This window comes from Enterocloster sp. (assembly GCF_057861365.1).
On record NZ_DBMACH010000006.1, the window covers coordinates 56,440 to 70,550 of the forward strand.

Annotated in this window: 13 protein-coding genes; 2 read left to right on the forward strand and 11 right to left on the reverse strand. The window is 48.6% G+C overall.

Translation table 11 applies throughout. The annotated features are described in order from the left end of the window. Positions 1-19 precede the first annotated feature (19 nt). The 5 genes from ACZM6M_RS08060 to ACZM6M_RS08080 form a co-directional block, all read right to left on the reverse strand. On the reverse strand, positions 20-826 hold the full coding sequence (locus tag ACZM6M_RS08060) for an HAD family hydrolase (RefSeq protein WP_337934239.1): 807 nt from the start codon (positions 824-826) through the stop codon (positions 20-22). Then, complete coding sequence (locus ACZM6M_RS08065) at positions 804-1,388, reverse strand: xanthine phosphoribosyltransferase (protein WP_066550462.1); 585 nt, start codon at positions 1,386-1,388, stop codon at positions 804-806. Before ACZM6M_RS08065 ends, ACZM6M_RS08060 begins: the two co-directional genes overlap by 23 nt. Positions 1,389-1,452: 64 nt before the next feature. Next, positions 1,453-2,544 (reverse strand): trigger factor, encoded by a 1,092-nt coding sequence (tig, locus tag ACZM6M_RS08070; protein WP_337934241.1) that lies wholly within the window; start codon positions 2,542-2,544, stop codon positions 1,453-1,455. 93 nt (positions 2,545-2,637) lie between these two features. Beyond that, the gene (locus ACZM6M_RS08075; RefSeq protein ID WP_317438100.1) at positions 2,638-4,032 is read right to left on the reverse strand and encodes an aminopeptidase; all 1,395 of its coding nucleotides are present in this window, start codon (positions 4,030-4,032) and stop codon (positions 2,638-2,640) included. Between the two features lie 26 nt (positions 4,033-4,058). After that, the gene (locus ACZM6M_RS08080; protein ID WP_417045642.1) at positions 4,059-4,970 is read right to left on the reverse strand and encodes a leucine-rich repeat protein; all 912 of its coding nucleotides are present in this window, start codon (positions 4,968-4,970) and stop codon (positions 4,059-4,061) included. A gap of 188 nt (positions 4,971-5,158) precedes the next feature. Between ACZM6M_RS08080 and ACZM6M_RS08085 the strand changes: the two genes are divergently transcribed. Then, positions 5,159-6,715, forward strand: coding sequence for an ABC-F family ATP-binding cassette domain-containing protein (locus ACZM6M_RS08085; protein WP_066550475.1), 1,557 nt, complete (start codon positions 5,159-5,161; stop codon positions 6,713-6,715). A gap of 131 nt (positions 6,716-6,846) precedes the next feature. Here ACZM6M_RS08085 and ACZM6M_RS08090 read toward each other — a convergent pair whose 3' ends face one another. Together ACZM6M_RS08090 and ACZM6M_RS08095 are read right to left on the reverse strand one after the other, a co-directional pair. Further along, on the reverse strand, positions 6,847-7,575 hold the full coding sequence (locus tag ACZM6M_RS08090) for a YoaK family protein (protein ID WP_340275864.1): 729 nt from the start codon (positions 7,573-7,575) through the stop codon (positions 6,847-6,849). Positions 7,576-7,667: 92 nt separating this feature from the next. After that, positions 7,668-8,423 (reverse strand): RluA family pseudouridine synthase, encoded by a 756-nt coding sequence (locus ACZM6M_RS08095; protein ID WP_317438097.1) that lies wholly within the window; start codon positions 8,421-8,423, stop codon positions 7,668-7,670. 168 nt (positions 8,424-8,591) lie between these two features. On the opposite strand from ACZM6M_RS08095, the gene trhA reads away from it, so the two are divergent. Then, positions 8,592-9,263, forward strand: coding sequence for a PAQR family membrane homeostasis protein TrhA (trhA, locus tag ACZM6M_RS08100; RefSeq protein ID WP_417045645.1), 672 nt, complete (start codon positions 8,592-8,594; stop codon positions 9,261-9,263). On the opposite strand, the gene ACZM6M_RS08105 is transcribed toward trhA, so the two are convergent. The 4 genes from ACZM6M_RS08105 to ACZM6M_RS08120 form a co-directional block, all read right to left on the reverse strand. Next, positions 9,211-9,501, reverse strand: coding sequence for a GIY-YIG nuclease family protein (locus ACZM6M_RS08105; RefSeq protein ID WP_081422994.1), 291 nt, complete (start codon positions 9,499-9,501; stop codon positions 9,211-9,213). The genes trhA and ACZM6M_RS08105 overlap by 53 nt on opposite strands. A gap of 140 nt (positions 9,502-9,641) precedes the next feature. Further along, entirely contained in the window at positions 9,642-10,577 is a 936-nt protein-coding gene (locus tag ACZM6M_RS08110) for an ABC transporter permease (protein ID WP_418493995.1), read from the reverse strand. Further along, positions 10,549-11,517, reverse strand: a complete 969-nt coding sequence (locus tag ACZM6M_RS08115; protein WP_317438096.1) for an ABC transporter ATP-binding protein — start codon at positions 11,515-11,517, stop codon at positions 10,549-10,551. Before ACZM6M_RS08115 ends, ACZM6M_RS08110 begins: the two co-directional genes overlap by 29 nt. Beyond that, the gene (locus tag ACZM6M_RS08120; protein ID WP_489490098.1) at positions 11,517-14,084 is read right to left on the reverse strand and encodes a DUF8725 domain-containing protein; all 2,568 of its coding nucleotides are present in this window, start codon (positions 14,082-14,084) and stop codon (positions 11,517-11,519) included. The genes ACZM6M_RS08115 and ACZM6M_RS08120 overlap by 1 nt, the downstream gene beginning before the upstream one ends. Between the last annotated feature and the right edge of the window lie 27 nt (positions 14,085-14,111).

Here is a 14,111-nt window from a genome sequence, read left to right on the forward strand (position 1 = left end):
TTCCATTTCCGAACCGGGGCTAAATAATCCCCAGCTCCTTCATGGCATACGCAATCCCGTCCTCCTCTACTGTCTTTGTAACAAAGGAAGCATAGGGCTCCAGCACCGGGCTGTGATGGCCCATAAGGACACAGTTGGAAGCATATCGGAACATGGACAGGTCATTGCTGCTGTCTCCGAACACATAGGCGTCTTCCAGGGAAATGCCGCAGTGCTTTAACACCTGGTCAATAGCGGTTGCCTTTGAATGACCTCTTGGCACACATTCATAAAAGCCATTTCCCCGGTCAATGATCTCCATGTCCTTCATTCGTCCAAAAAGTTCTTTGGGACGGCTGTTTTCATCGGATCCAAGATAAATCTTGTCAAACACATAGCCTTCATCCTCCCAGTCATGGGGAATGACACAGCCGCCTGCCCGGATCGCATTCTTAAGCTCCTCAACTCTTGGGATGCGGGAAGGCGTTTTATGCATATAGCACCCTTCTGTTCCCTCCAGGATGCCGTCCAGGCCGCACGCATCAATATCGCGCTTCATCTGAAGCCCCCGTTCATAGGGAATCGCGTGGCGGTAGAGAATCTGATCCTGAACTACCACACAGGTGCCGCAGCCGCAGAGAAAGCCGTCTGCCTCTACCTCAGAGCGGATCTGAGACAGGTGGCAGTACACGCGGCCCGTATTGATAAATACAAGATGGCCTCTGCGTCTGGCTTCCTTAAGGGCTTCCTTTGCGCTCTCAGGAATCTGCCGCGTCTTTTCAGAAAGAAGGGTTCCGTCTATGTCAAAAAATAATGCCTTCATTTTATTCATCATCCCTGAATACAATGGTATTTGTTTCCTCGTCCATGCTGTCTACGATCGCAAGGGACTCCAGACGGATCCCCTCGGAACGGATCAGATCTCCGCCTACCTGGAAGCCCTTTTCGATTACAATACCAGCTCCTACCAACTCGGCTCCGGAATCTCTTACCAGTGCGATCAGTCCCTCCAGCGCCTTGCCATTTGCCAGGAAATCATCGATAATAAGAACCTTATCGCCTTTTCCTAAAAATTCCTTTGCCACAATGATATCGTACACCCTGCCATGGGTAAAAGATTCTACCTTGGTGGTGTGAACCTCTCCTGCGATATTTTTGGTCTGGTTTTTCTTTGCAAATACCACCGGCACATCAAAATACTGGGCTACGATACATGCAATTCCAATACCGGATGCCTCGATGGTGAGGATCTTATTTACCTCAGCATCCGCAAATCTGCGCTTAAATTCCTTTCCAATTTCGCCAAAAAGCTTGATATCCATCTGATGATTTAAAAAACTGTCTACCTTCAGAACATTACCGCCCTTGATTTTTCCGTCTTTACGGATCCTGTCTTTTAAGATCTGCATGCATAGTCCTCCTTTTTCTGTGGTATAACCTATGAAACGCTCCCGACGCTTCTCTTATTCCTTTTTATTCTGCCTCTGGGGAAGCCTCAGTCTTCTCCAGAACCCGCTCAGAAACCTTTGCCGGATTTTCTGCTTCATTGACAGCATTGGAAGCCAGATAGTAGAGTACCTTATCCTGAAGCACATACTCGTCTGCCTGCTCCTGTCCGTACATATTGATCAGGGTATCCTTTGACATACCGTTTTCCTGAGCAAAGAGTTCTCTGTCCTCATCTGTGATCTGATCCAGTCCCTCATTTGCTGCGATGGCTTCTACAGTCAGTTCTCTCTTGGCAGCTTCCTCTACGGAATCGTAGATATACTCCTTCATGGCCGGCTCGTTCATGCCGTTGGCCTGAGCCATCTGTGAAAAGCTCATGCCGTACATCTTAGCCTGGTTGGTGTATTCTTTTACCATCTGATTGTAGCGGACAGAAAGGCCGTTTCTGGAAAGCTTAAATTCTGAACTGCTGATCACGCTCTGAAGGGCTCCCTCTTCCATATCCTGTTCTGCTGCGGACTGCTTCTGATCCAGCAGATCCTCACGGATGCTTTCCTTATAAGCGTCTACGGTCTGATACTCTTCCTTTGACACCCTCTTTACGAAATCATCGTTCAGCTCTGCCTCCTGCTCCTCCTTTACGGAGTTTACAGTTACCTCAAATACAACCGGCTGTCCTGCCAGAGATTCCTCTCTGTAGTCCTCCGGGAAGGTAAGATTTAATGTCTTTGTCTCACCCTTCTTTGCACCGATCAGGCCGCTTTCAAAGCCCTCGATCATCTTACCGGAACCCAGCTCCAGATCCTGATCCTCTGCAGAACCGCCTTCAAAGGCTTCTCCGTCCTTTGTTCCCTTGAAGTCGATATTTACAATATCGCCCTCCTTGGCGGCCCGGTCTACCTCTACCTCGTTGGGGTTCTGTGCCAGGATAGTCTCTACCTTTGTATCCACTTCCTCATCCGTAACCTCAGGAGCCTCAATATTAACAGTAACTCCCTTGTACTCGGAAAGTGTAACGGTTCCCAAATTTACGTTGCCGTCTGCACTGCCGGAGCAGCCAGTCAGAATAGAAGCTGCCGTAAGGCCGCACAGACAAAATAATGCGATTTTCCTCATAATGGTTTCCCTTTTCTATCATACTATTTTCGCCTGCTCTCAGGCAGGCGCTGTACATAGTTATACCATACAAGACGTTGAAAAAAAAGCCTTTTATGCATAAAATGCCTTAAATGCCTTGTAGGTATTGTACACATCCAGCTTGGAAGCCAGCTCAAAGGGTGAATGCATGGAAAGGATCGGCACACCCAAGTCTACGGTATCCACATCCATATGGGCTACATACTTTGCAATGGTGCCGCCGCCTCCCACATCAACGGCTCCTAACTCTCCTGCCTGCCAGAATACGCCTGCCTCCTCCATAATAGCGATCACTTTTGCCATTGTCTCTGCACTTGCGTCATTGGAAGCGGATTTGCCTCTTGCACCTGTATATTTTGTCAAAACACAGCCTTTGTTGATGTAGCTTGCATTGCGGCTTTCAAATACATCTGCAAAGGTTGGGTCATAAGCGGCATTTACATCAGAAGAAAGGCACAGGGAGGCTCTTAAAATATCCCGTACCGGCGTATGCTCCAGCTCTGCCAGATCTTCGATATAGTGAAGCACATAGTCGGAATTAAGACCCGTATTTCCCTCAGAGCCGATTTCTTCCTTATCTGTAAGAATGGTTACTGTGGTATGGGCCGGTTTCTTTGTCTCAATCTCTGCGGTAAGGGCTGTATAAGCGCATACCCGGTCATCCTGTCCATAAGCGCCCACAAGGCTTCTGTCCAGTCCGATATCTCTTGCCTTTGCGGCAGGAACCAATTCAAACTCTGCGCGGAAGAAGTCTTTTTCCTTAATGCCGTATTTCTCATGAAGAAGAGATAAAACCATCAGCTTTACGGCTTCCTTAATCTCCTCGCCCTCGTAGGGGATGGATCCAATGATCACATTCAGTTCTTCTCCCTTAAGACCTTCTCTTAAAGGACGCTCATTCTGCTTTCCAGCCAGATGAGGCAGAAGATCTGTAATGCAGAATGCAGGCTCATCCTCTTTTTCACCGATGCAGACCTCGATCAGCTCTCCGTTCTTTTTTGCTACAACGCCGTGGATCGCCAGAGGCACGGTTCCCCACTGATATTTGCGGATGCCGCCGTAGTAATGGGTCTTAAAATAAGCGATATCTTCCTTTTCATAGAGCGGATTCGGCTTTAAATCCAGTCTGGGCGCGTCGATATGGGCTCCGTTGATGCGCAGTCCATCCTTTAAAGACTTCTTTCCAAAGGTTGTGGCGATCACTGCCTTTTCCCGGTTTACAACGTATACCTTATCGCCGGGTACATAGGAAGCCTTGCGGTCAAAGGGCTTATAGCCTGCTTTTTTAAGCATCTTTACCGCTTCCTTTACGCACTCTCTTTCGGTCTTTCCTTTGTTCAGAAATTCCTTATAGCCCTCGCAGTACTTAAATGCCTTTTCCTTCTGCTCCGGCGCTTCCTTGGCAATATGGGGTGCGGACCAGGTCAGCTCCTCCTGTAATTTCTGTGCTTCATTTTTCTTTGACATCTTATATATTCCTCCTGTAAGTTAATCTACAATTTAAAGGTGCGGGTGGTCTTTTTTTCTTTTACCTGCCCGCCAAACCGGCTGTGTACCGCATCCAGCAAAACAGACGCAGCCTGGGGATCTCTCTGATCTTCAATCCCATTTAACAGCCCCTCCAGAAAGGCCTGATCTGCCTCTGTCTGCCAGGACAGCCATTTCAAAATCGCTGTTTCCCGCCTGTCCGTCAGCCCTGATGCCGTTTCTCTTGGATGCTGCTTTAAAAATCCCCAGTACTGGTCTTTAAATTCATCGGTCAGACCCCAGGGCCAGTACAGACGGTACACTGCCATCTGAGCTGCCAGACCGGGCCGTTCCTGGATCACGGTATTAGGAAACAGATGGTCATACTCCCGGAACTGAAACTGCGTATCCTCAAAGCAATACCGGTACATATGGCCGCAGCCGTGCATTTCTCTCATAATGATCCGAGCCGGGGTATTTTCCACCGATTCCTCAAAAAACTCAGGAAATACCAGTCTGGCAAGAAGCCTTCCCTCCGGGTTCAGATAATCAGCCATAAGTTCCTGGCGCAGCTCGGAAAGAACCTCCTTAAAACAGGACTTTCTGCCCGGTACCACCCGGATCTTCAGATGCTTTATCCCTGTGCAACCGGTAAATACACCGGCTCCCCAGTCCTCCACCGTACTCCAGAAGGACAGGGTTTTCAAATGAAAGCAGTTGTAAAAGGCATAAGGGCCTATTTTTCTAAGATACTCCGGAAGAGTCAGCTCATCAAGCCCTGATCCGCAAAGCTCAGGCTCTCCATTAAGCTCTTCCGGAGGAACCTCCCGTCCTCTTACAGTCTGCGAAAAAAAATACCGATCCAGTTCTGTCACCGGCATTCCATCCATACGCTCCGGAAGAACGGGAGCGCCGTCCAGGGTATAACAGCGCTCCAAACAGATTCCTTCCGGTGTTTTTCTATATAATAAGTCCATAGTACCAGTTTAATCAGTTTGAAGAATTTTTTCAAGATGATTTTTGACAGAAAGCCTTCAAACCTCTTGCCACAGCCCCGGTTCTCATGTACAATCGACTGGAATATACAGGACACTCAGCAAGCAGATATAAGGAGTTTAAAGGAAATATGAGTATTTTAAACGTAGAGCATTTAAGCCATGGCTTTGGAGACAGAGCTATTTTTCAGGACGTATCTTTCCGTCTCTTAAAAGGCGAGCATATCGGCCTGGTAGGAGCAAACGGCGAGGGAAAGTCCACCTTTATGAACATTATCACCGGAAAGCTGATGCCTGACGAAGGCAAGGTAGAATGGGCGAAAAATGTAAATGTGGGCTATCTGGACCAGCACACGGTATTGGAAAAGGGAATGACGATCCGGGAAGTCTTAAAAAGCGCCTTTGGGCCCCTCTTTGAAATGGAAGCAAACATGAATGCCATCTGTGACCGCATGGGCGAGGCAAGTGAAGAGGAAATGAATGAGATGATGGAAGAACTGGGAACCATACAGGATCTGCTGATGGCCCATGATTTCTATATTATTGATTCCAAGGTAGACGAGGTAGGCCGCGCCCTGGGCTTAGATGAGATCGGCATGGAGCGGGATGTAACAGAGCTTTCCGGAGGCCAGAGAACCAAGGTGCTGTTGGGAAAGCTGCTGCTGCAAAAGCCCGATATCCTGCTTTTGGACGAACCTACCAACTATCTGGATGTACAGCATATCGAATGGCTGAAGCGGTATCTTCTGGATTATGAAAATGCATTTATCCTCATTTCCCATGATATCCCGTTTTTAAACAGCGTTATCAATCTGGTGTACCATATGGAAAACCAGAGACTGGACCGTTATGTGGGCGATTACGACAAATTCCAGGAGGTCTATGCGGTAAAGAAGGCACAGCTGGAGGCTGCCTACAAGCGCCAGCAGCAGGAAATCGCAGAGCTGGAAGACTTTGTGGCCCGCAACAAGGCCCGTGTGGCAACCCGGAATATGGCCATGTCCCGGCAGAAGAAGCTGGATAAAATGGAAGTCATTGAGCTGGCAAAGGAGAAGCCAAAGCCTGAATTCCATTTCCTGGAAGCCCGTACCGCAGGAAAATACATTTTTGAAACAAAGGATCTTGTGATCGGCTATGATGAGCCTCTTTCCCGGCCTTTAAACCTGGTGATGGAGCGGGGACAGAAGGCTGTGCTGGTAGGTGCCAACGGCATCGGAAAGACAACCCTTTTAAAGAGCATCCTGGGACTGACTCCTGCCTTGTCCGGTTCCGTAGAGCTGGGAGATTACCTGTCCATCGGATATTTTGAACAGGAAATGGCTCCCGGCAATACCAACACCTGTCTGGATGAGATCTGGAAGGAATTTCCTTCCTATACCCAGTATCAGGTTCGGTCTGCCCTGGCAAAATGCGGCCTCACAACCAAGCATATCGAAAGCCAGGTGCGTGTTTTAAGCGGAGGCGAGCAGGCCAAGGTGCGTCTGTGCAAACTGATCAACCGTGAATCCAATGTGCTGCTTTTAGACGAGCCTACCAACCATCTGGATGTGGATGCAAAGGCGGAGCTGAAACGTGCATTAAAGGAATACAAAGGAAGCATCCTTTTAATCTGCCATGAACCGGAGTTCTATGAGGGACTGGCTACGGATATCTGGGACTGCAGAGACTGGGCGCTTCGGCTGTCATAATTATAAAGCCGGCGGGACATCGTCCGGCATAACATCACGTTAAAAAACAGGCATATAAGCCCCAACCTGGTGTAAATGCACCTTGTCAGGGCTGATATGCCTGTTTTCTTGTTTTTGAGAACCCACAGTTTTTATACCGCTGGAGCATGAACCTTTTTATCTTTTGCCGGAGAAGCAGTCCTGTCTTTGGAACTCTCGCCTTTTTCAATCTGCCGCTTTTTCAGGAAGCTCAAAACTCCTGCCGCCAAAATAAGCCCCAGTCCCCACACAACGCCGCGACCACCCATCCTCAGCACAGCCATGCAGCCAATGAGCGCCCCCACGGTGAAGGCCCCTACGGTTATGGTATAAAACCAGGCACGGCGGCGCATGGTTTCCTCATGGTCTAAGAGATACTGAGTCCAGCTCAAAACACACTGCTTTAAATTATTGGTTGTAAAGATAGTGGAGCTGTTATAGCCGTCTGTTCCGGAAAATGTTCCCCACTGAAAGCTTGACGCAATAAAAATAGGGTAAAGCCGGACCAGATCGGGAAGTCCCTTTGGAAGAAGCAGGCACAAAAGGAACCCTCCCACATCCACGATCAGACAGAGCCGTTCCATGTCAGGCTTTACCATACGGTTTATCAGATAGGCTGCCGCAATGGAAAGACTGAATAAGACCAGAGCCCCCAGCCGGATTCCTGCCTGTATGAGATCGCACCCCACCAGATCCTTTGTAAGACTCATGATGTTTCCCGTATGGGCCGAGGCAAAATTCCCTCCAAACCCGCAGACTGCAAAGGTTCCCATAAAACCGCCTATACAAGTCATATTATAATGGAGGAGCCGTCCAAGCCCTGATTCTGATATCCGTTCCATTTTCCCCTTACCTGCCTTTTAATCGATCCAAACCATTATAACAAAAAATAGTTGCAGCGTCATTCTGCAAAAGTACCATTTTTTCTTCACTTTTAAGATGGATTTTCCTTAAACCACTCAAAAGCGCCTCCGGACGGCTCCATTTCAAACTCCATCCGCTTTCCCGTTACAGGATGAGGGAAGGACAGACGGAAGGCACACAGAGCCAATAGGTCAGGTTGTCCGGGAGCTGTCTTTTCTCCGTATTTATCATCCCCATAAAGGGGTGTTCCATGGCCGGAAAATTGTACCCGGATCTGGTGGTGGCGGCCTGTAAGCAGACGTATCCTCACCAGACTGTATTCCCTGCTCTCCCCCGCGTCACAGCGCTCTGTCGATGCCTCTGCCGTATATGAAAGCTCTGCCCGTTTACTTCCTGCTGCCGATTTATCCACAATTTCAGACCGGTTCTCTCCCTGATTCTGTCTGAGATAATCCACATATACACCATGATTATCCACAGGTTTTCCACATACCACTGCCTTATACCATTTTTCCATTTTTCCCTGCTGCATCAGGGAACTAAGAGAAGCTGCAGCCTTTTGATTTCTGGCATACACCATAATTCCCGACACAGGCCGGTCCAATCTGTGGATAACTCCCACATAAGGCGGCTGATTTTTCCCCTGCCCTTTTGAGGATAATGTGGTTAATTTGTGGATATTTTGTGGATTTCTGGCCTGAATGGTGAGATATCTGCGGATCTCGCTGACCATATCCTTTGCAAAGCCCCTGGCTGACTGCGATTCCACTCCTGCAGGCTTTACCGCTACCAGAATATCCGAATCTTCATATAATACAGAAAGCATATCTTATCCCCTTTCTTCCCATTTACTTTGATAATCAAATAATTTTTTCAAATGTATTGCATATTCCGTCCATTCCGTGTATAGTATATATTACATCATAATGTAGTTTTGAATACTATATATCATAGTTATATCAGCCTTGTCATATTTTTAAAGGAGGTATCATTCATGACACAGAAAATAAAACACAATTTACGAAAGATAAAGGATCCGGGCAGCGCCCTGACCCATTTTATCGCCATGGTTCTGGCAGCAGCCGCAGCAGTTCCTCTTCTTATTAAGGGTTCCCGGTCTCCTGAACAGTTTCATCTGGCGGCTCTGGCTGTTTTTATTTTAAGCATGATCGGCCTCTATGGAGCCAGCACCATCTACCACACGCTGGATATTTCCCCAAAAATCAACCAACTGCTGCGAAAAATCGACCACATGATGATCTTTGTGCTCATTGCAGGAACCTACACGCCCGTATGCCTGATCGTACTGGGAGATCAGACGGGATGGGCTCTTCTGGCACTGGTCTGGGTCATCGCTGTCCTTGGGATCTTTATCAACGCCTTCTGGATCACCTGTCCCAAATGGTTTTCTTCCATGATCTATATTGCTATGGGCTGGATCTGCATCTTGGCCTTTTCAAAGATACTGGCAGCGCTGCCAAAAGCAGGCTTTCTGTGGCTTCTGGCCGGAGGCATCATTTACACCCTGGGCGGCGTCATCTACGCCCTGAAACTGCCTATTTTCAATGCGAGACACCAATATTTCGGTTCCCATGAAATTTTCCATCTCTTTGTCATGGGCGGAAGTCTCTGCCATTACATGATGATGTATCAGTTTGTTGCTTAAAAATCAGCTCCTCCTTTTTCTTTCGGGGGAGCTGTTTTATTTCATATTCCCGTCTCATAGCCTCCTCTTTTGTGGAAAAGGCCTCATAATAGACAAGGGCCACCGGTCTTCGGGAACGTGTGTATTTGGCACCCTTCCCTTCATTGTGGGCCTTTAAACGCCTGTCCAGGTTATTGGTCCAGCCACAGTAATACGTTCCGTCCGCACACCGCAGGATATAGGTATAATTCTCATTCATATCGGTTCATCCGTTTTCTATGTAAACGGCGATTGCGCAAAACGCGCCGTCACCGCCCGGACCTAAAAAGGTCTGTATCTATGATAAAGCACCAGCTGGATGCGCCAGACATTCTTTATACGATCAGTATACGCCTGTTTTTAAAATGTGTGCCTCATCCTCTTATTTTTTCTTTTTCCTTTCTTCTTCACAGGCTCCAGAAACTGCACTGCCTCCCAGAGAAGAAGCGCTCCTGCGGCAAGCTGTAGAAGAACGCTTAAAAGAACCCAGTGCTCCATCACAAAGCCTGTATTCTCCATTCCAAAATAGCTGCATACGCTGGCAAAGGAGGTGCTGCGCCCGGCCTGATTTCCAATGACTGCCATAAAGGTAAAGGCCGGATTCATCAAAAAGAGATAAAAAGCGCCTCCGGAAGAAGCACGGATGGCAGGCGCCTCCATCGCATATACCGCTATGGTCTGGTCTAGATTCGCAGCAGACATCGAGAGGGCAAAACGGTTGATAAAATACGTTCCTGCCACAAAAGCGATCAGAGTGCCGTATGTTACAGCCGTAGAAACCGTGGATCTTCGGAATACGGATGAAAAGAAGATCCCAAGACTTCCCGCCATAAAAGCCACTGCCACATAGCAGAAGATCAGTGACAGAGCATCCCACCAGGTAATGCCGCCATAGACAAACACCATGGCTACCGCAGGAAAACTGGACAGGATCAGCACAAACAAGGAGCTTAAAGCACCCATCAGCTTACCTGTCACAATCTGAGCCGCTGTCATCTGGGTGGTAAGCATCAGATCTAATGTTTGCCTCTCCCGTTCGCCGCTGATGCTGGCTGCCGTGACGGCAGGCACAATGAACATCAGAAGGATAAACTCAATGGCTGTGACAAATTCGTAGATATCCATAAAACTGCTGTACTGAATCGTGGCATTGGTACGGACCCGCAGAACCACCGAGTACATATTGATCAGAGCCGCCAGACACAGAATCCCGTTAAAAAGGGAAAGGATCAAAGGAAATCTAGGGCTTCTGGCGCTGACCTTCATCTCACGGCTGTAAACCGGATTCTGCCTCATAAGACGTCACCACCCTTTCTTCTTCATGATCTGTCAGCTGCATAAAGACGGACTCCAGACTGCCCTTCTCACGAACAAAGCCATTTACCAAGACGCCAGCATCGATCAGCTGCTGAAGGAGCATCGCCTCATCGGTGCCGTCTCCGGCAAAGCGGACGCAGATATCCTTTTCCCGCATGGAAATAGTCTGGACACAGGGATGGCGGCGCAGGACCGCCATGGCCTGCTCCATATTGCTGTATACGGAAATTACCAGAGGATTTGAGGCGTTGACCCGCGACAGGATCGCCGTTATGTTTCCCTCCAGCACCATCCGTCCCTGATCGATGATCCCGATATCCGTACACATCTCCGCCAGCTCTGACAGTACATGTGAACTGATAATAATGGTTTTTCCCGTACTCCTTAATTCACTGAGTATTTCTTTAAATTCAAACCTGGTTCTCGGATCCAGGCCTGAGGTCGGCTCATCCAGGATGAGGATCGCCGGATCGTGGATCAGAGCCCTTGCAAGACAGAGCCGCTGCTTCATTCCGCGTGAAAGTCCGTCCACATAGAAATCCAGCTTATCCTCCAGTCCTACCTGCTCCAGAAGAGCCGTATACCGTTTTCTTGCCATCAGGCCGTCAAGCTGATAACAGGAGGCAAAAAAACTCATGTATTCTGCCACAGTCAGGTTATCGTATACCCCAAAGAAATCCGGTACATAACCGATCATCCCCTTTAATTCCCCCAGGTCCCTGAGTGCATCCTTTCCATTAATGGTCACACTTCCTTCTTCTGCGCCCAAAAGCCCTGTCATAATTTTTAATGTCGTTGTCTTTCCTGCGCCGTTGGGTCCTACAAAGCCGTAAAGTGCGCCATCGCCTACATTCATATCCAGGCCGCTTAAGGCATGGTATTTTCCATATATTTTGTGAAGATTTCTTACTGTAAGCATCAGGGCTGTCTCCTTCCTGTAACTGTAAGAACCGGGAGCATGATATTCCATGTATACTCTCCGGCTGTATCATACACATATTTCACAGTGATCGTATTTCCAGGTGACAAATAGGAATCCAGTTCCTCCCTGTTATACTGGCTTACCGCACTGTCCATCCGATCATAAGAGCCTGTATTATAGTTGTAAAAATACATATTTCCTTCAAACGGTACGGTATAATAATATCTTAAATTTGCAACCACTCCTTCGCTGAGACGATGAAAATGAAGCGTATCTACTTCCAGCTCATTTCCAAGATAATATTCCAGAACCACCGGATTTATCCCGTAGATGGTGTTGCGCGCCGCATCGTACTCTCCTGCCAGCACATGCGGCTGCTTCTGCATCGCCGAACGGCTTACAAGGCCATCCTGTTCATAATTTACATCCAACTCCGAAGTTAAAAGCGTGCAGCCATAGGTTTCTGTTCCCGGATTTCTCAAAAATCCCGTTTCCTTCTGCTCCTGGCTGAAGGCTACCACCCGTGCCTGGGTATGATATCCGGAAAAATAATTTTCCACATAGAAGGAAAGGAGATTGGTCCGCTCCAGCGCCCTTACATAATCCGGATCCTCTATATTTACCTTCTGGCCGTACCGTGAAGCTCCGGTAATCTGAGCGGCCATAGCATATCCTAAATCCGTTGCGCAGTATATCAGCTCGCGTCCATCCAGGGAAATCGTCTGTCCAGGCTCTATGGTTCCGATCATTACCATCTGGTTATATAAAAGCAGCGCCGCATTTTCTACGGTCCACGGGTAATTATTCGTTATCGTCCCTGTGATCGTTCCCTCAAAGGCCCGTATCTCCCCGGAAAATCCCTGCCCTGTTTCATTTGGCAGGTTACGCTCCATCTGGAAATAACTGGGATTGAAAGCGCCTGTATCTCTCGCTTCAATATACGTTTCATCCTCCTTATACCGGATCACCATATCCGGATCCTCAGAATCCACCAGAGCCGGAACCGTACCCGGATTGTAGTACGAGGAATCGCAGACAGGGAACAGACGGTACGAAGGATCCAGAGATACCCCATAGCTGTGATTATAGGGAGAGCGCATATTGATAAACAACGTTTCTGATACATCCTCTTCTCCTGCGTCCTGAATGGAGGCATAGGTAAAAAACGGGCCGTTAAACCGCGTGGGTATCCCCATCAAAAGCACCATACCGGTACAGCACAGGGACAAAATGGCTACTGCAGGCTGATAATACTGGCGCAGCTCCCTCTGCTTTAAAAAGAAGTAAAGCCCCGGCCCCGCAAGAGCCACGTAGGCAACTGCCAGCGTAACGTAAAGCCCTACTTTGGGAAGACGGTTTACATTCCCCGTATTGATCAGGCTCTGTACCTCCCAGTAACGGCCTGTGGAGGAGCCTCCGTTTCCGCTGCTTAAAAGATTCAGACGGTTTTCTCCTATAAGCCCTGTAAACAGGCGGTCTACATAGGAGGGATTGTCAGTCCCGTATTCTTTCAGATCTCCAAAATCATAAATTGCCGCTGCCGCCATTCCTCTGCCCACCGGTGTGCTGGAAATAATTTCCATCGGCCCCTTTGTCATGACCTCCGTACTTCCCTTTAAGTCCACCTCTGTGCAGTTCAGAACAATCCGGCTGTCCCCATATTCCGAGGATTCCTGACTGCTTTCCATATCCAGTTCAAATTCTACGGCCTGAGGAAGTGGGCTGGCTAAGAGCGCCTTGGAAAAGGCTCCCAGCGTTTCATTTGCATGCTCCCCTGTTCCGAACAGAAGGGTACCTCCGCTCTGGGTCCACTCCCATACAGCCTCAAGCTGCCGGCTGTCCAGAGACCCAGTATCAAAATCATTGATCAAAAGCACATCCAGCTGATCCAGCTCCTGCCGGGATTCTGGCATCGTATCCTGATCCAGCTCAATAAGACGGGTGCGGAGTGTACTGTAATTGATCCCCATATGATCCATATAGGAAAGGCGTTCCGGATGGTCGCTCAAAACCCCCACATACAGCTCCGCTGTATCCAGGTTCAGATCCAGCCTGATCCGGCGTCCGGCTGTCTCCTTTCCTTCCTGATCTACTAAAGACAGCAGTACCTGATCTACCTGAATGCTGAGGGAAATCTGAATCTTTTTTTCAACCGTTTCCCCTGCCTTTACCTCAATGGGGTATTCATACCGGTAAGTACCGTACTCTGAAAGAGAACTATTTCCATAAGGACTGTATTCCGGTTCAAGAGTTGCAGCCCGAAGCGTTCCCGTAAAGTCCTCCTTTGTAGAATTTGTAACCCGGATGGTCATCGGAAGGATACGGCCGCTTCTGGCTGTGTTATCATAGCCGTACACCACTTCCATCTCCAATGGATGGGGTGAAGCCGGATCCTGCCAAAGCGCCTCTGTCTGTGCGCCTTCTTCCGGCACAGTCTCTCTGGGGCCTGCCACACCGCTTCCCGGACCGTCTGCCGTAATTGCAGCATAGGAAGGGAGCAGGGCGGAAAGAGAAAACAAAAGGGCAAAAAGGGCGCCTTTCAGCACCCGTGTATATCTGTACATCTGTATTTTCCTCTCTTTTTATGGCCG